The organism is Hyphomicrobium sp. DY-1 (assembly GCF_047497105.1).
GTDB lineage: Bacteria > Pseudomonadota > Alphaproteobacteria > Rhizobiales > Hyphomicrobiaceae > Hyphomicrobium_B.
In genome coordinates, this window is the sequence record NZ_CP134870.1 from 3,995,721 (window position 1) to 4,013,559 (window position 17,839).

The 17,839-nt window shown below is 56.3% G+C and carries 16 protein-coding genes and 1 pseudogene; 11 read left to right on the forward strand and 6 right to left on the reverse strand.

What is annotated here, in order from left to right; genetic code table 11:
* The first annotated feature begins 86 nt into the window (after positions 1-86).
* The 4 genes from RLW41_RS19470 to RLW41_RS19485 all read left to right on the forward strand — a co-directional run bounded on the left by RLW41_RS19470 (position 87) and on the right by RLW41_RS19485 (position 2,978).
* Positions 87-1,052: a cupin domain-containing protein gene (locus RLW41_RS19470; RefSeq protein ID WP_414462557.1), complete on the forward strand. Its 966-nt coding sequence runs from the start codon at positions 87-89 to the stop codon at positions 1,050-1,052.
* 194 nt (positions 1,053-1,246) lie between these two features.
* Positions 1,247-1,780, forward strand: a complete 534-nt coding sequence (locus RLW41_RS19475) for a group II truncated hemoglobin (RefSeq protein ID WP_414462558.1) — start codon at positions 1,247-1,249, stop codon at positions 1,778-1,780.
* Between the two features lie 88 nt (positions 1,781-1,868).
* Positions 1,869-2,249, forward strand: coding sequence for a DUF488 domain-containing protein (locus RLW41_RS19480; protein WP_414462559.1), 381 nt, complete (start codon positions 1,869-1,871; stop codon positions 2,247-2,249).
* Between the two features lie 75 nt (positions 2,250-2,324).
* Complete coding sequence (locus RLW41_RS19485; protein ID WP_414462560.1) at positions 2,325-2,978, forward strand: uracil-DNA glycosylase family protein; 654 nt, start codon at positions 2,325-2,327, stop codon at positions 2,976-2,978.
* 140 nt (positions 2,979-3,118) lie between these two features.
* Here the strand turns inward: RLW41_RS19485 and RLW41_RS19490 are convergent, their stop codons facing one another.
* Positions 3,119-4,147 carry an NAD(P)H-dependent flavin oxidoreductase gene (locus RLW41_RS19490; RefSeq protein ID WP_414462561.1) on the reverse strand — a complete coding sequence of 343 codons (1,029 nt, stop codon included), beginning with the start codon at positions 4,145-4,147 and terminating at the stop codon, positions 3,119-3,121.
* 359 nt (positions 4,148-4,506) lie between these two features.
* On the opposite strand from RLW41_RS19490, the gene RLW41_RS19495 reads away from it, so the two are divergent.
* From RLW41_RS19495 to RLW41_RS19515, 5 genes are all read left to right on the forward strand, one after another.
* On the forward strand, positions 4,507-6,567 hold the full coding sequence (locus RLW41_RS19495; RefSeq protein WP_414462562.1) for an FUSC family protein: 2,061 nt from the start codon (positions 4,507-4,509) through the stop codon (positions 6,565-6,567).
* Positions 6,568-6,575: 8 nt separating this feature from the next.
* Positions 6,576-6,791: a DUF1656 domain-containing protein gene (locus tag RLW41_RS19500; RefSeq protein WP_414464618.1), complete on the forward strand. Its 216-nt coding sequence runs from the start codon at positions 6,576-6,578 to the stop codon at positions 6,789-6,791.
* Complete coding sequence (locus RLW41_RS19505) at positions 6,788-7,687, forward strand: efflux RND transporter periplasmic adaptor subunit (protein WP_409563170.1); 900 nt, start codon at positions 6,788-6,790, stop codon at positions 7,685-7,687. The genes RLW41_RS19500 and RLW41_RS19505 overlap by 4 nt, the downstream gene beginning before the upstream one ends.
* 23 nt (positions 7,688-7,710) lie before the next feature.
* Positions 7,711-9,150, forward strand: a complete 1,440-nt coding sequence (locus RLW41_RS19510) for an efflux transporter outer membrane subunit (protein ID WP_414464619.1) — start codon at positions 7,711-7,713, stop codon at positions 9,148-9,150.
* 175 nt (positions 9,151-9,325) lie between these two features.
* Positions 9,326-10,186: a LysR family transcriptional regulator gene (locus RLW41_RS19515; RefSeq protein WP_414462563.1), complete on the forward strand. Its 861-nt coding sequence runs from the start codon at positions 9,326-9,328 to the stop codon at positions 10,184-10,186.
* 44 nt (positions 10,187-10,230) lie between these two features.
* Here the strand turns inward: RLW41_RS19515 and RLW41_RS19520 are convergent.
* From RLW41_RS19520 to rfbC, 5 genes and pseudogenes are all read right to left on the reverse strand, one after another.
* Positions 10,231-10,604: pseudogene (locus RLW41_RS19520) on the reverse strand (hypothetical protein); the annotation flags it as partial.
* Positions 10,605-10,767: 163 nt separating this feature from the next.
* Positions 10,768-11,646, reverse strand: a complete 879-nt coding sequence (gene rfbA, locus RLW41_RS19525; protein ID WP_414462564.1) for a glucose-1-phosphate thymidylyltransferase RfbA — start codon at positions 11,644-11,646, stop codon at positions 10,768-10,770.
* Positions 11,643-12,593 carry a dTDP-4-dehydrorhamnose reductase gene (rfbD, locus tag RLW41_RS19530; protein ID WP_414462565.1) on the reverse strand — a complete coding sequence of 317 codons (951 nt, stop codon included), beginning with the start codon at positions 12,591-12,593 and terminating at the stop codon, positions 11,643-11,645. The genes rfbA and rfbD overlap by 4 nt, the downstream gene beginning before the upstream one ends.
* Positions 12,590-13,681, reverse strand: coding sequence for a dTDP-glucose 4,6-dehydratase (gene rfbB, locus RLW41_RS19535; protein ID WP_414462566.1), 1,092 nt, complete (start codon positions 13,679-13,681; stop codon positions 12,590-12,592). The genes rfbD and rfbB overlap by 4 nt, the downstream gene beginning before the upstream one ends.
* 23 nt (positions 13,682-13,704) lie before the next feature.
* Positions 13,705-14,256, reverse strand: a complete 552-nt coding sequence (gene rfbC / locus RLW41_RS19540) for a dTDP-4-dehydrorhamnose 3,5-epimerase (RefSeq protein ID WP_414462567.1) — start codon at positions 14,254-14,256, stop codon at positions 13,705-13,707.
* Between the two features lie 447 nt (positions 14,257-14,703).
* On the opposite strand from rfbC, the gene RLW41_RS19545 reads away from it, so the two are divergent.
* Positions 14,704-16,494 carry an ABC transporter ATP-binding protein gene (locus RLW41_RS19545; protein WP_414462568.1) on the forward strand — a complete coding sequence of 597 codons (1,791 nt, stop codon included), beginning with the start codon at positions 14,704-14,706 and terminating at the stop codon, positions 16,492-16,494.
* Positions 16,495-16,614: 120 nt separating this feature from the next.
* A complete protein-coding gene (locus RLW41_RS19550; protein ID WP_414462569.1) occupies positions 16,615-17,706 on the forward strand; it encodes a glycosyltransferase family 4 protein in 1,092 nt (363 codons plus the stop codon).
* Positions 17,707-17,839 lie beyond the last annotated feature (133 nt).

Consider the following 17,839-nt stretch of genomic DNA (forward strand, 5'->3'; position numbering starts at 1 on the left):
ATGAAAGTCATCATAGTCGTGCAAATGAGATTGATAATGCCAGGATGGTGCAATTATATGCTAGATCGTCTCATTTGAGGTTCGAGATGACGCACATCGATTGGCTAAGCAGTTTGCTGCACATCGTGCCGGTTAGCGGCCGAGCCGAGCACCGCTGCTTCTTCGCGGCGCCATGGCGGCTCGAGTACGAGCCATCGGAACCAGGCGAAATCCCCTATCACGTCGTTCTTGCTGGATCGGCTCGTCTTGAAGGAACGGATGGCGAGCCGTCTCGTACGCTGAATGCTGGCGATATCCTCTTGTTGACGCGAGGGCCAGCTCATGTCTTGCACGATGGCGGAGGCCAAGCCGCCTCGCCAATTCGACAGCGAAAAGGCGCGACTATCACGATCGACGAAAATGACGGTCAGGGGGAGCAACTCGACATGCTCTGTGGCCGCTTCCTCTTCTCCGCAGAGCACGCACTCCTAATCCATAATTATCTACCGCCGCGACTGGTGGTCAGCACGTCCGAACACTTAGTGAAGGCTGCGAAGCCGGGGGCACGAGCCCGTCTCGCCAACCTCGTGGCATTGATGCGATCGGAATCGGCCGAAGAGAACCTTGGGGGCCAAGCTATGCTTGGTGCTTTGTCGGCTGTGCTCTTCACCCTCGCACTGCGATTGGCGAGCGAGGACCAGGCTGCTCCTAGCGGGTTGCTCACGTTGGCGGGACATCCGCGTTTAGCGGGCGCCTTGTCGGCTATGTTCGCTGATCCAGGTCATCCTTGGACGCTGCCGGAGCTCGCCGACTTATGCGGAATGTCGAGAGCCACGTTCATACGTCAGTTCCAACAGAGCCTCGGCCGTTCCGCTATCGAGCTTCTCACCGATGTGCGCATGACGGCGGCAGCGAACGCGCTGAGAGCAACATCCACATCGGTCTCGGCGATTGGCGAGGATGTGGGCTATCAATCCGAAGCCGCGTTCCAGCGGGCGTTCAAGCAGCACGTCGGTTTGACGCCGGCACAGTACCGGCGGCAGGCAGCGAGCGAAGGCAAGAGTTCGAGGTGATCGCCGAGTTCGCCAACAGACCGAGCGTTTGGTGCTGTCAAGCGCGCCGCTCGTCATCTTGAAGGCAAGTCGATGATGCCGGCGAGACCATGCAGAGGATCGACATCCGAGGCGGTTCGCTCCGCTGGCGGATATGGTCGACGACGCCTCCACCTCACCTGCAAAGGGGCCATTCTTTTTTGGGACAGTTCCGCATGGATCTAGAAAGCTTCCGTTCGCTGGTAGATGCGAACCGAACATTGGCGATTTTTACGCAACGCTATATCCTGATACTTCCATCCAGTCTTGGAGCGAAGACGGACATGATCTCAGATATGCGAGCTGACGCGACGTCGAAGAGAACTTTGTCATCGCTCTATGACCGGATCGGCGGTGAGGGAGCGACGCGGGCGCTGGTTGAAGCGTTTTATGATATCGTGGAAACGGAACCGCGAGCAGAGATACTCAATATCTTGCATCTAAGGGGACATGGCGTTGCCCATTCGCGGATCGAACAGTTTCGATTTCTGTCCGGCTTTCTCGGTGGTCCGAGGCTGTATGTTGAGAGATACGGACACTCTGACGTTCGCAAGATGCACGAACATGTCGAAATCAGCGCAGAAGCGCGCGATACTTGGCTTGAATGTATGAGCATGGCTATCGATAAAGTGGGCATATCGAGTGATGCGAAAAGCGAGTTGCTGCGCCATTTCACACGTGTCGCAAACATGCTCGTCAATCACGATTGAATAAAATCGCTCAGTGGCGCCCGAAATGTACGTCGATCACGGCGCGTCTAATAGTGGGCGAGATTGAGGCGGTCTGAGGAAGCGTCCTATGCCAAGAGTAAATATTCAGGTCTCTCATCTGCAGTTGAAACGAGCCTACGAAGCAGCAATTCCTGAAGACGGCATTCGCATTCTTGTTGATCGGCTTTGGCCTCGCGGTCTCAGTAAAGAGAAGGCTTCGCTTGACAAGTGGGAGAAAGATATTGCGCCGAGCACGGGGCTTCGAAAATGGTTCAGTCATGATCCGGCGCGCTGGACAGAATTTCAGCGTCGCTACCGAGCCGAGCTTCGCCAACATGGGGATTTGCTGAATAGCATTCGCAAACTCGCCAATACACACACTGTTACCCTCATCTACAGCGCACGCGACGAGGAGTACAACGACGCGGTGGTGCTTAGGGACGTCCTACTCGGCCGAGGAGATGCCTGAACAGTTGAAAACTGACGACCACTATCGGCCAGAATTGGAAGCTATTCGAAGCCCGCCGCCGCTATGTGAAGGGCTATGACCTCGTCTTCGAGTTCCAACGATCTTGACGGGTTGCTGGCGTCTATTCGTGCATGCCGCATCTGCCGCGAGCATCCCGTCTATGGGAAGCCACTGTCTCATGAGACGCGACCCGTCCTCCAGGTTTCAAAAGCCGCGCGCATCTGCATCGCTAGCCAAGCTCCCGGGACACGTGTTCATAAAACCGGCCGGCCATTTGATGATCCATCGGGCGTCAGGCTGCGAAACTGGCTCGGGATCGATGAATCAGTATTCTATGACTCTTCCAAGTTCGCGATCATCCCGATGGGTTTTTGCTTTCCAGGATTGAGGTCGGATGGCAGCGACTATCCTCCCCGCCGTGAATGTGCAGAAACTTGGAGAGCAAAGTTGTTCGCTCATTTGCCGAATGTGAAGCTATACTTGATCATCGGCGGGTACGCCCAAAGATGGCACCTGGGACAGGTGGCAGCACGGCAGGGTGTCAATCGGACGGTTCAGCAATGGCGCGAAGTTTATGACGCGGATCCATTTGTTCGCAGGTTTCCGCTGCCACATCCCTCATGGCACAACAACAAGTGGCTTGCGCGCAATACTTGGTTTGAAACCAATCTACTTCCAGCTCTGCGAGCAGACGTCCGCCGCGTCCTTGATTCTGAAGTGATCTGTTGACGTTATCTGAACCCGATCTCTGGAGTGCATAGCGATGTAAGCGCGTGTGCCCTGCAGATTGCGATTCCAAGAGCCGCCAGCGCATCCGTCCGGGGCGTACGCTCTATGAACTCGTTGTCTACGCTCGCGGCGGGTAGAAATTACCTATGCAGATTGCCCGTCCCAACGCTATCGGATCCGGGTTGTTCACCCTCGCCGACGATTGCAAATTTTTTGCCTTTTAAGAGATAATCTGATGCATCCGCGGTCATCTTCGCGATGATGTTCGCAACAGGTTCGATATCATGAATGAGCCCCGCGCCTTCACCTATGAACGTATTGCTCCTGGCTGGATCTCCGTCGATCCATGCTTCGCGATACTTTTCGGCTTCAACGTCGGCAACAGCCATCAACTCACTTTCGCGACCATGCCAACGATCGGTAAATGCATTTCTTAGTACCCGCGCGGTATAGCGAGGCGGCCAGTCCAACCTGCGTGCGAGGTCCATAACACGAGAACGAACGGTATCGTCACCCGTCGCGGCAAGCGCGGCGTGGTGCATGCGTGGGCCAACGTTTGCCTCTTGCGAAGCCCACAAGCGTGATCCAACCAGCACGCCCTCCGCGCCAAGCATGAGCGCGGCCGCAACGCCTCGGCCGTCGACAATCCCTCCCGCCGCGCAGAGAACCGCGTCGGAGCCGCGTTTTGCGATAAGGTCGGCAACTTCCGGAACGAGCGAGATCGTACCTCTCTTCTCGCCATGGCCACCTGCCTCCGAGCCCTGTGCAACTACGACGTCCGCCCCGCATTCGAGCGCCCGCTCGGCATCGCGAAGGGTTTGTATCTGACAGATGAGCGGTGTTCCTGAGCTCTTTATCCGCGGCGCAATCGGCAAAGGATCGTCGAAGGACAACAAAATCGCTTTGGGATGTTGGGACAATGCTTGGTCCAACACGTGAAGCTGTTTACCCAGCGACCAAGTAATGAACCCGCATCCGACGGGCCGATTTCCCGCGATCGCGAACTGTTCTGCCAGCCACTTCGAATCTCCGTAGCCACCGCCGATCAATCCGAGGCCGCCAGCGTCTGATATCGCACCAGCTAGGCGACCGCCTGCAGCAAAGGCCATAGGGGCTCCTATGATCGGATGGCGCAGTGAAAACATATCGGTGAGCCGGGTCTTCAACATCCTACTGCTCTAGCGTCTGAGGTGAGGGGCGCATCAAATTAAAAGCCGGCACGAAATTATCGGATCTCCGCGACGTGTGCTGCACAACCGATAGGCTAAATCATCCATAACCACAGAGAAACCCCAAGTCCGACATCGCAGTGCGTCGATGCACAGGGGAAAGCCGGCGGGCTAGGAGAGAGGGAGTAGATCGCTGCTCGGCGTGCGCACGGTCGATCGCTAAAAATTTTTTGCGGTCACACCGCAATTATATGATTTTGAGTGAAACGGACAGATGTGGGAGTGGTCTGAACGTGATGAGCGGGAATCGATCATTCTCGGCTCGATTGCGCGTTTAGGGAAAATGCATCTGTCAACTCATGTCCGAATTGGCTCGCGCACACGCTTGTTATCACCGCTTCTTCTTATGTGATCTTCAAAAGCTGCTTTTTTCTTTGAGCAGCTATTTGGCGTGTGTCCTGACGCTCGGTATCGCATTTGCCGTCGACCTCCCGCGCCCCTGGTGGGCCATCCTGACGGTCTATGTCACCGCGCAACCCATGTCGGGAGCGCTTCGGCCTAAGGTCTCCTATCGCCTGATCGGGATCTTCCTCGGTGCGGCTGCCGCAATCGTGCTGGTTCCCAATCTGCAAAATTCACCGGAACTTTTGGTTCTCAGTCTCGCAGTTTGGACGGGACTTTGTATATATCTCGCCGTTTCCGACCGAACCCCGCGCGCTTTTCTTTTCCAAATGGCCGGTTTCAGCGCGGCAGTCATCAGCTTCCCCTATCTTGACGATCCATCAAATATCTTCATGACCACCATCTCGCGTGTCGAGGAAATGACAGTCGCGATCCTTGCTGTCACGCTCGCTCATTCGCTGACGCGGCCTTTGGATGCTCGAAAAATTGTCCAGGAGCGCGGGCGTCGTTTTCTCCGCGACGCGGCTGAATGGGCAGAAGGTGCGCTCGACGCTCAACACAAGGGCTGGGGCAGTTCGCGTCGGCAGCAGATTGCAGCTGACGTCGCTGAACTCGGACTAATAGCGATGCATCTTCCTTACGACATGAGCGGACATCGAAGAACGCGTGCGCTCGTTTACGTTTTGCAACGCCGCCTCGCATCGTTGATTCCTTTGGCATCCGCCGTTGCGCATCGGCTTGACTTGCTTGCCGGCAAGGAGGCAGACAAAGATTTAATGGAATTGATCGGCGAAAGCCGCGCTTGGCTCCAGGAAACAGATAGGCCACCCTCGGACGAATGCGGTGGTAGGCTGGTGGTGCGTGCGCGGTCGCTGGCTAAGAAGAATAGCGCAAGATCGGATTGGTCTTCTTGGATTGCAGCGAGCCTCGCGGAGCGGTTGGCGGAATTCATCGAGGCAATACGCGAGGCGGAAACTCTTGTCGCCGCGCTTGATGGGACGCCGGTTCATATTTCCTCGGAGGACGTTGCTGATAAGATTTCGCCGCTGAGGCAGGATCGCATTTTGGCGATCCTTGCAGGTTTGGCCATGTCAGCAGCGGTTGTTCTCTACTGTACGATCTGGATATTGCTCGCATGGCCAGCCGGATCGGCGACAGCAGCTTTCGCGGCCCTCGTCACATGCTCATTTGCTGCCCAGGAAGATCCAGCTCCCGCCATACGCCGCTATCTCTTTGCAACACTGGCGACGTTTCCGATTGCTGCGATCTATATGTTCGCGGTGTTACCCCGCGTAGATGGCTACCCAATGCTGTCGTTAGCGCTAGCCCCGGCACTGATCGGGATCGGCTATATCCAAGCTGATCCGGCTCGGTCTGCAGTCGCGCTGCCGATGTTCTCGTGTCTCATCGTCGGATTGGGCTTCGTCGATTCATTTCAGCCGGATTTTGCATCATTCGTCAACACGGGTATCGCGCAAGTCATGGGGATCGTCGTGACGATTGCCGTGACACGCCTCTTCCGGTCTGCCGGAGTGGACTGGATCGCATACCGCATGGTCAGGGCACAGTGGCAGGAACTTGAGGGGCTCGCGACCATGCGCAGCACGCCGGACTTTGGAAATTGGACCACCCGAGCGATCGATCGTACCGGCCAAATTGCTGCACGCATTGCCGTTTCCAGTGAGGGAGATGAATTTCATGCCGCGGACGGGCTTAACGACATTCGAATTGGCCGGAATATTCTGCATCTGCGCGTGGCGGCGTTTGCGCATGGGGAAATAGAACGATCGATCGAAGTATTGCTGGCGGAAATCGCCGAATTGTTCCGCAAGCGCCGCATCGATGGGGTCGTGACCCCACCGCAGAAGTCTCTCTGGACAAAGCTCGAGAATGCAATCGCATCCATACAAACCATGGAAAACAATGCCATTCGGCACCAAGCACTTCTCGCCGCCGTGGGCATCCGTTGCAACCTTATGCCGTCGGTTCCGCTCGCGAACGGGTCATCACCCTCGTGATCGATGAGGTGCAAATCTTCGGCGTGTATGTGCCTGCGGCTTTGTGCTGGGCGAGTCTCGCAATCCTGCTGACGTATTGGCTGCGCCCGCTGCTTCATCGTTTGCCTTTGAGCCGCATCAGTTGGCGTCCAGCGCTCTTCGACATCGCCGTTTTTATGCTCCTTTGGTGGGGCCTGGCGAGGCTAGCGGACGGACGCCTCCTGCCGACAAGGTTTCCCGTATGATGGACGGTTTGCTTTGGAGCCGAACGCTTGGGACCTTAGTTCTTGTGGCGCTGACGCTTGCAGGGCTCCAGGCACTTTGGCAGCGATATCAAATTGACCCGATCACGCGCGACGGGAAAGTCAGGGCCGATGTCGTTCAGGTCGCGACGGACGTTTCGGGACTCGTCACACAGGTTTGCGTTCAGGACAACGAATTCGTTCGTAGAGGCCAAGTCCTGCTGGTGATGGATCGGCCACGATACGAGCTGGCACTTCAGCGCGCGACCGCCACGCTTGCGAGTGCTGAGGCAATGCTTGCGCAGGCGGAGCGTGAGGATCGACGCAACCGATCTATGTCTACCCTTATCGCAGCTGAAAAGATCGAGCAGGGTAGCGCGCGTGTCGACGAACTGCGCGGGCGCGTGGCGGAAGCGGCTTCGGCTCGCGATCTCGCAAAACTCAATCTCGACCGCACGTACGTTCGCGCGCCAGTCGATGGGTATGTCTCAAACATGACCCTCCAGCCCGGCGTTTACATGAAGGCTGGCGAGGCCGTCGCTGCGCTCGTTTACGCCAAGTCGATGCGGATCGAAGGGTATTTTGAGGAGACAAAAGTTCCGGCGATCCATGTTGGAGATCCGGCGGTCGCTTTTCTTATGGGCGTTGGGGAGCCGGTGCGTGGTCACGTGGAGAGCATAGCGTCAGGGATCGCGGACCGTGAACGTAGCGACAGCGAGTCCGCATTGGCAAACGTCAATCCCTCCTTTTCGTGGGTTCGACTCGCACAACGCATTCCTGTTCGCATCGCGATCGATGAAATCCCATCGGGTCTCAAGTTGATCGTCGGCCAGACGGCGACGGTAGAAGTAAAACCCCGACCCGGAGAGCCAACGGTCAAGCGGAGCTTCCCGTGGTGAGAGTATCCCGGACAGGAATATGGATGTGTCTGCCATTTCTCTGTGGATGCACCGTGGGGCCAGACTATCGTCTGCCGGAACAAGCACTCGTAAATGCGCCTTCGGCAAATGGAGCATTCGCGTCGCGCGCCGATGCAACAAATACCGCCGACCCGCCTGCCGACTGGTGGCGCCTATATGACGATGCAACGCTCTCTCATCATATTCAGATGGCTTTGCGTGCTAATACCGATCTGCGGATCGCCGAGGCCAACCTCGAACAGGCCCACGCTTTACTTGCCGAGGCTGAGACGGGCCGGCAAATCAATGGTTCCGCAGCCTTCGAGACGACTTACGTCCAGCAATCGGCAGAGGCGGACCTCAGCCACATCAAACCGCCTCAGCATCAAATCGCCAACACGGGTATTGCGATCAACTACGACCTCGATCTGTTTGGCGGTATAAGACGGGGTATCGAGGCTGCGTCTGCGAACGACGAGGCGGCTGTGGCTGCGCGCGATTTGGTTCGCGTGAATGTCGTCGCCGACACCACCCGCGCTTATGCCGATATTTGCAACAGTGGAAACGAATTGGGGTCCGCACGCCGGACAGCGGACGTCCAGTTGCGCACCATCTCGTTCACCCGAACGATGGCGACGAATGGCCGAGTCGCCTCGTTCGATATTGATCGGGAGGAGAGCCTTTATCAGCAGTTCAAGGCGCGTATCCCCCGTCTTGAAGCGCGCCAGATTAACGCGGCCTATCGCTTGGCGACACTGATCGGCCAACTGCCGGAGAACTACGACCGTTCGCTGCTGGCTTGCCGCCGGCCGCTGCGGCTGGCGTCGAGAATAATGGTCGGCGACGCGCGAAGCCTTCTCGGTCGCCGTCCTGATGTGCGTGCTGCCGAACGCCGGCTTGCAGCGTCGACCGCAATGATCGGGGTTGCAACATCCGAGCTTTATCCGGACGTCAAGATCGGCGCATCCGTCGGAACCCAAGGCGCTGCGACTGACGTGTTTGGCCCGCTCACCAATCGTTTTGGCGTCGGCCCGGTGATCAGTTGGAATATCAATCAGAATGTGGCGCGTACGCGAATTGCTGCAGCTGAGGCGCGAACCAGGGCAAACCTTGCCGTATTCGATAAAACCGTTCTCGCCGCGCTTCGTGAAATCGAAAGTGCACTCACGAACTATGCCTACAACCTCGACCGGCTGAAAAATCTCAAGAAGGCGCGGGATCGAGCCGCGAAAGTCGCTGAGGATGCACGAAGGCTATGGCGGGGCGGAAGCGCGGACGCGTTGACGTCTTTGGATGCCGACCGCAGCCTCGCCGCAACGGAGCAAGCTTATGCTGCTGGGCAGACGGAAGTCAGTCAGGATCAGATCGCAATTTTTTTGGCGCTGGGAGGCGGCTGGCAGGCTACGGAATTACGGGAAACGCGCATCTCTGGAGGGTCTTTTTCTCAAGGCCCTTCAGGTTGACCGACAGATTTTTCCGTATTGAAAATCGTATAATGTGAAGTTTGCCGTTTCAACGAAAATATGGAACAAGGACTTCCCATCGCATTACGATATTCTTGGGCTTGGCAACTGAAAACGTCGGTGTGGTGGATTCTGTAACCTCGCTCTTTGCCTGCTTGGTTAGACCTGATACAATATGGACATCACTGCGGCTCGCACATTCCTTGAGGTCCTCAAAACGGGAAGCTTCGCAGCGGCTGCCACGAATTTGCACGTAACGCAGACTGCGATCGGCGCACGCATCCGTGTTCTTGAGCAAGAGTTGGGTTGTCCTCTTTTTGTTCGCAACAAAGTCGGGACGCAATTAACGCCGGCAGGGCAAAAATTTCAAAGATACGCTGTAAGTCTCGTCAGGCTTGCAGATCAGGCCACGCAATCCATCCGGTTGTCTCAGGCGCAGGACACAGTCGTAATGTTGGGGGCGGAACTCAGCATCTCGCATCCGATCGTTCCGCTTTGGTTGGTGTGGATGCGTCAGTCGCATCCTGAACTTGCGCTTTCGGTACGGGTCGACACCGCTGATCGTCTGATAGATCAGGTGCAGGAGGGTTCGCTTGACGCCGCCGTTCTTTATGGCGCGCCGCGGCGGCCTGGTCTGGTCGCCGAGCTCATTTTCGAAGAAAAATTGGTGCTGGCGGAGTCAAATCGTCCGTCCTCGTTACACTGTACATCGCAAACCGTTCAAATCGATTGGGGGCAAGAATTCGCCGACGCATATTATTCGGCTTTTCCGGATGAGCCTGCATCTACAGTTGCGGTCAGCTATGGCCCACTTGCCCTCGAATACATATTGGCCATCGGCGGCCGCGGATATTTTCGGCGCGGCTTCATTTGCCCATATCTGGAAGATGGTCGGCTGTCGCTCGTCGAGAACGCCCCGGAATTTTCTTACTCCGCATATGTAGTGCATTCTCCCAGAGCGGACGAAGCCATTGTCGCCTGTATCCGTGAAGGTCTCCGAGCCAGCTCTTCATCGCTTCTTCTAAATGGGAGATAATAGGAAGGACAGGGGGCATCGAGAGACTTCATGACGACATCGCCTTAAACAGCGGACACTGCAGTCCTGACACGAAGGGCCATAAAGCTAACTTCCGACTTCCCTCGGAGGTCTGATTTTCTTGCCGTGCTTACCTGCGAGTTCTGCTGCAGACCGGATTGCACCGATGCGGCCATGGGAAGCCTCCAGCTCTTCACCAGTCTATAGCTCGCCGGGATAACAATCAGCGTCACCAGCGTGGATGAGAAGACCATGATGGCACGGTAGAGGTCTTCACGCGGAATTGCCGTCCCTGAAGCAGACATTTCGCCAGGGCTTCGCGCTTGGCGCTATCGAGATAAATCAGCATCACGACGCCGGTCTCGGCCGCGACGCCGGCAAGCGCGATGAAGCAAACGGCCACTGCTACCGACAGATGCGGGAAAAAAGACAGATCTGGTAATTGGAAGCATTCTGGCCTACGGAAGTCTTCTCCACCAAAGAGCCCGTCCACTAAGCGCTTCACCGGGCTATCACCGTGGCGTCGCGACGAAAAGCAAGGCTGCAGGCTTCCTCCGGATTTTTGGCTGCATCCCTTTTGTCTACATTTCCTCAATCAAGCGGTGAATGTAATCTACGTATTTTCCTTTGCCGAGACGCGTCAGCCAGCGCTCCATCTCAAAAGGTTTGATATATCCTAAGCGAAGCGCGATCTCTTCGGGGCAGGCAATTTTGAGGCCCTGGCGTCTTTCAATGGTTGCGATGTAATCACCCGCATCCATCAGGCTCTCGAATGTTCCCGTGTCGAGCCACGCGAAGCCACGACCCATCTTTTCGACGTGGAGCGCATCAAGCGCTAGATACATTTCATTCAATGTCGTGATCTCGAGCTCGCCACGTGCCGATGGTGTAACGCGTGATGCGAGGTCAGCGACGCGCTCATCATAGAAATAGATGCCAGTGACGGCCCAACGTGATTTTGGACTCGTTGGCTTTTCGATGATGGATAGCGCTTTGCCCGAGGCGTCGAACGTGACGACGCCATAGCGTTCTGGATCGGCGACTTCGTAGGCAAAAATTGTTGCGCCGCTGTCGCGGTCTGCGGCGGCGCGCAACATGTCGACAAGCCCATGCCCGTAGAAAATGTTGTCACCGAGGACGAGCGCGCAGCGGTCGCCGTCGATGAAGTCGCGGCCGATGATGAAAGCTTGCGCCAGTCCCTCCGGTGTGGGCTGGGCAGCATATTTCAAGCGGATACCGAATTGCTCACCTGAGCCGAGCAGACTTTGGAACAAGGGCTGGTCGTGCGGTGTGGTGATGATCAGGATGTCGCGAATGCCAGCGAGCATGAGCGTCGACAGCGGATAATAAATCATCGGCTTGTCGTAGACAGGAAGAAGTTGCTTTGAAACCGCGAGGGTCAACGGGTAGAGGCGTGTGCCGCTCCCTCCAGCGAGAATGATGCCCTTCAATGTGCTCATGCTGTTGAATCGAAGCCCTGTTTCGGACGTTGCGGTGTCTCTTCATGACGTGCGCCGATTATCCGATCGAGAGCCTCCGATAACGCATCCGGCCATGGGCGGAGCTTTATGCCGTAGACATGCGAAAGCTTGTCGTTGGAGAGAACAGAATAGGCGGGGCGGTGGGCTTTCGTCGGAAAGGCGCTTGTTGGTATTGGATGGACTATTGCTTGGGGTCCGCCTCTTCGGGCTGCTCCGTCGATGATTGCGCGAGCGAACCCGTACCACGACGTCTCACCGCTGTTTGTTGCGTGAAATGTGCCGAAGCATTCTGGGCTTGGCGACAACGTGCGAAGACGGCTGATGATTTGGCAAACCGTCGTGGCGAGATCGGGAGCGTAGGTCGGACTGCCGCGCTGATCGTCGACGACGTTGATCTCGGGGCGTTCGCGACTGAGGCGCAACATCGTCTTCACAAAGTTAGAACCAAACGGACTAAAGACCCAAGCCGTGCGCAGAATGATATGCTTGGGGTTGGCTTCGGCGACGAGGCTTTCACCGGCGAGCTTGCTCTCTCCATAAACACCGAGCGGAGATACTGCGTCCGTCTCGACGTACGGTACGCCTTTGCTGCCATCAAATACATAATCGGTCGAAAAATGAATGATTGGAGCGCCGATCTCGGACGCGGCTTCGGCGGCAGACTGTGCGCCCGCCGCGTTTATTGCGAAGGCGGTCTCGGGCTCGACTTCGGCCTGATCGACAGCCGTATAAGCCGCGGCATTGACGATGAAATCGGGCTGTGCCGCCCGGATTGCCTCAGATACCGAAGATGGATTGCGAAGATCGGTCTCCGGTCGTCCGATCTGCACAACGTGATATCCGGATGCGCTCAGTGTTTCGTCGAGAGAACGGGCGACTTGGCCGTCGCGGCCGATGACCAGAATGGATTTTCCGTCAGATGTCACGCGGAATTATCCGCAAGCTGAGTTTCGTTGATTGGCGAATTTTCAATCAGGCCGAGCCTGGTTCCTGAATAGACGTTTTCGCGCAGAGGACGCCACCACCACGCATTATTCAAGTACCAGTCGACAGTTGCGGCAATGCCGGTCTCGAACGTTTGGTCGGCGCGCCAACCTAATGCCGTTTCGATTTTTGTTGGATCGATGGCGTATCGCCTGTCGTGACCGGGGCGGTCGGGCACGAAGGTGATGAGATTTCGTCGCGCGATATCGCCCGGGAAGCGATCGTCAACAAGGTCGCATATGCGTTCCACCACCGCGATGTTTTCAACCGGCGCCCGGCCGCCGATATTATAAGTTTCGCCGGTGCGACCGCGCTCGAGAACAGTCGTGAGCGCCTTCACATGATCCTCGACGTAAAGCCAATCACGTACGTTGCGGCCGTCGCCATAGACGGGTAGCGGTTTGTTTTCGAGGGCATTGAGAATGATCAGCGGGATCAGTTTCTCGGGAAAATGATAGGGACCATAGTTGTTCGAGCAGTTCGTAATCAGCGTCGGCAGGCCGTACGTCTCGTACCAGGCGCTGACGAGATGATCTGATGAAGCCTTGCTGGCGGAATAAGGCGACCTTGGATTGTAGGCGGTGCTCTCCGTGAAGAAGCCGTCACCGTCCAGGCTGCCGTAGACTTCGTCGGTCGAGACGTGCAGGAAGCGGAACGTTTCTCGAAGCGCGGGAGGACGTTCGCTCCAATATAACCTGGCTGCCTCGAGCAGGACGTGCGTTCCAAAAACGTTGGTAGAGATGAAAGCCGCAGATGACGAAATTGATCGGTCGACATGAGACTCGGCGGCAAGATGCATGACCGCATCGGGGCGGTATTCAGCGAAGATGCGATTGATGCTGTCGCCGTCGCATATATCGGCTTGAACGAAGCGATAGTTGGCTCGGCTTGAGACCGAAGCGACCGATTGTAAATTGGCAGCGTAGGTTAGCTTGTCGACGTTCAGAACGTCCCAGCCGCGATCACGGACCAGATACCGGACCAAGGCGGATCCGATGAAGCCAGCTCCGCCTGTGACGATGACTCTCATCGGTTATCCCCCGCGGTGCGACGCTAAAACGTTGATGAGAGATCCCGCAGCAAAGGCAGCACCTCGTCTTTGCCGGAAATGGTTGCGTCTTTCGGATCGACCGGCCAATTAATTTTCAACTGCGGATCCGTCCATAGAATTCCTTCTTCGGCGTGCGGAGCATAGTAGCTCGATACTTTATAGACGACCTCGGTGTTGGGCTCGAGCGTGCAAAAACCGTGCGCAAAGCCACGGGGAACGTACAACTGTAAGCCGTTCTCAGCCGAAAGTTCAGCCGTAACGTGCTGGCCATATGTCAAAGATTGCCGTCGTAAATCGACCGCCACGTCGAAGATGCGTCCGCGGCTAACGCGCACGAGCTTTGCCTGGGCGTGGGGGACGGACTGAAAATGCAGGCCGCGAATCGTGCCGGCCTCGGAGGAGAACGAGAAATTGTCCTGCACGAACGTTTCTTGAATATCCGCTCGTGCGAACTCCTCGCCATTATAAAGCTCGGTGAAGAAGCCCCTTTTGTCGTAAAAGCGCTTGAAATGGATCAGAAGAACATCCGGAATTTCAAGCTTTTCGGCGTGCACTGTGGGAGGTCCTGATTATTATTCTTCGCTCGGGGTGGCGTAACAGGGGACAATGATCAATGCTCTCTAGCAGAGATATGCTCGTCGGCCACTTTTTGGGCCGACTTTCCTTCTAGGAGTTTTCCCATCTCAACTTAGGCCAGCGCCATCTATTTGTTGGGCCTCGAAACGCCAAGTCCGGTATTGCGGCCGGAGAGTCGTCGCGATTGGGCCACACCTAGACGGAAACACATGTGGACCAAGAAGGGAGCGTGGTACCCTCGCTGGCAGATTTTGATTATATCCCAGAGGCCGCCCGCCGGTGAGATTTACGTAGAACGGGCTTAGTGCTGTCAACGTTGTTGCGCATGCGGATGCGTTCGTTGACTTTGGCCCTTGTACACATCAACGCGTTTGGGCGTTGCGCGAGCCGGCGCGGCGGTCAGTCGCGAAAGCAGAGAGAAGCGGATGCCGACGCCGTCGACGACGCCTACAACCCTTGATTTATTGAAACGCCTAGCGCGCGAGAATGGCCGGGAGTACGCTCCGCGATACGCCATCGCCATCGTTTGCATGTTGCTTGTCGCGGGTACGACGTCTCTAAGTGCTTATGTGCTGAAGACCGTTATCGACACGATCTTCGTGAATCAGAACCGCGAAGCGTTGATCGGCATTACGTTCCTTATCGTCGGGATTTTCATCGCCAAGGGTGTTGCAGCCTATTTCTCTGAGGTCATCGTCGGCAACATTGGCAACCGTCTCGTGGCGGATACGCAAAAACGCATGTTCAACCACATGTTGAAAGTCGATGTCGCCTTCTTTCAACAATACAGTTCGAGCAATCTCGTCACCCTCATATCTTACAATGCCAGCGCCGTGCGGGACATGCTGACGCTTGTTTCGTTGAATGTGGGTCGTGACTTGTTCACGATCGTGGGTCTCGTTTGCACGATGATCGCGCTAGATCCCGTTCTGTCGGCGATCGCGCTGATCGGCGGCCCTGTCGCTGCGATCTCATCGCGCAAGATGGTGGCGCGGATTAAGAAAGCGACGAAGGGTGAAATTCATTCGATGGCGGGGATCATCCAGGCGACGCGCGAGCTCAGTCAGGGAGCGCAGGTCGTCAAATCCTTCCAGCTCGAGAATACGATGCGCGGTCGGATGTTTAATGCCATCGAAGCCGTCCAGCGACTGTCCAACAAGATGCTGCGCATTCAGGCCGGCGTTAACCCTTTGATGGAGGCTATCGGCGGCTGTGCCGTTGCCGCCGTCATTTTCTACGCCGGCTGGCAAAATCTCTATCATGGCGCAAGCCCTGGCCAGTTCTTTGCGTTTATCACCGCCTTGCTCATGTGCTCCGATCCAGGGCGCCGTCTTTCTCGTGTCCAACTGCAACTCGCCTCCGCCTCGATTGGTGTGCGGATGATGTATGAGATCTTGGATACGCCGGCGCGAGAAGACGAGCCACCGGGCAGGCCTGAGCTTGATGTCAAAGGCGGCGAGATTGCCATTCGCGACGTCGCTTTCAGATATGTGGCGAACAAGCCGGTTATTGAGCATATGACCTTTTCCGTGCCTGCGGGAAAGGTGACTGCGCTGGTTGGTCATTCCGGCGGCGGTAAGACCACGGTTTTCTCGCTCCTCCAGCGTCTGCGTGTCCCGGACGCCGGCACCATCGAGATCGATGGCCAGTCGATTGCTGACGTTTCGCTGAAGTCGTTGAGGCAGAACATCTCGGTCGTCGGCCAGGATGCTTTCCTGTTTGAAGGGTCGATCATCGATAACATTCGGGCCGGCCACGAAACTGCTTCTGAAGAGCAGTGCATCGAAGCGGCCAAAGCAGCGAGCGCACACGAGTTCATCAAATCACTGCCGCGTGGCTATGATACGCAGGTCGGCGAACTTGGCGCACAAGTCTCAGGCGGTCAGCGCCAGCGCATTGCCCTGGCGCGTGCCTTTCTGAAGAATGCGCCGATCATTCTGTTGGACGAACCGACGTCGGCGCTCGACAGTGAGACGGAAGACGTCATCCAGCGCGAATTGCGACGCTTGACGGAAGGGAAGACGACGCTCGTCATCGCTCATAGGCTGTCGACGATCCTGCATGCCGATTTGATCCATGTGATCGAAGCCGGTCGTGTCATCGAGAGTGGCACTCATGAGCAGTTGATGGCCGCAGGCGGCGCCTATAGTCGTCTGTTCAAGCTGCAGTTTGCGAAGTTCCTCGAAACCAAGCAGCCGCTCGCGGAAGCTATTTAGACATTTGCGCGATGTTGCGGGGCTGTCGGATCTTTGTTTGGCTTGACTGTGCAGTCAAAGGCATGCACTCAGGTTGAGGCTTGGAGGGGTAAATCGAACTGGATGCGCATAACCTGTTTCATGCCCCGAAATATGCGCTTTGGTCCCTCCAATGCGACATCGATTGATCTTTGCGTATATGATCTCATCAAAGCCAGTCGTTATCGAGATACGACAAAAATACTTTGTTGTGAGAATGAGACGCTGTTTTCGGGGTTGAATATCTCGACGTACCCGCCGTCAATAGATCGCCACAAGACAAAAAAGACGAAGTTTGCGTTGGACCAAGCGCAAGAGAGCTCGGCCGATCTTATTGTCGTTCAACAGCATCTTCCGACTGCAGCCGGAGTGGCACGCAGAGTTTCAACGCCTGTGATCTTGCACAAGCACAACATGATCAAATCGGTGCCGGCAACAGGCGTATTGAACGTGCTGAAACGTAGATGGCACGTTAATCAATACAAAGCTCTGGCAGGAATTATTTTCGTCAGCGAGACGTGTAGAGATCAATTTCGCGCAGACTGGCCCGAAGTTACAACCCCTATGTCGGTTGTTTACAATGGCTTAGATTTCAGTGATTGGCAGCCTGCGAATACGCGCCGGCGCGAGATCATCTGCGTCGGCCGCGCGGCACCGGAAAAAGGCATTAAAGAAGCCGCCGAGGCCGTTGTCGATATTCTGGGTAGAGAGCCATCTTGGTCCGCCCGATTCATACTGAGCGAGACACAGCGGTTTCCCGATTATCTTCAAGATGTCATGGCGACGTTACGTCCCGTCGCGGATCGGGTGGTGGTGGAGGTCAATCAAACACTTGCCGTCGTTCGGGAGCGATTAGAAGAAGCTTCGATTGCACTTGTGCCATCTCGATGGGAGGAGCCATTTGGTCGTACCGCACTGGAAGCTCACGCTGCCGGTTGTGCAGTTGTCAGTTCTGGGACCGGTGGACTGAAGGAAGTCAGCGGCAAATACGCATTGTTTTTGCCCGATCGTTTTTCTGCTGGAGATATCTCCGATCAGGTGTCCACCTTAATTGGCGCCCCGGGGATGATGAGCCGGCTCGCTCAAGAGGGCCGCAGCTATTGTGCGCAGAAGTTCGCCTTGGGTGCCGTTTCAGCCAGCGCCGACAATTTTTATGAGCGGATCGTTGGGCGGTTGAAAGTGAACGCCGCTTAAATTGGCGGCCGGACTGGGCGGGTTCAAGTGGAGTGAGATCAGTGCGCCTGTGGTCGAAGTTCAGCTGCGAGGCTGGAATGCCCTTTAAGCTCGATTCTTTCTCAATTGTCGATCTCCGTTGGCTAGCAGCGGT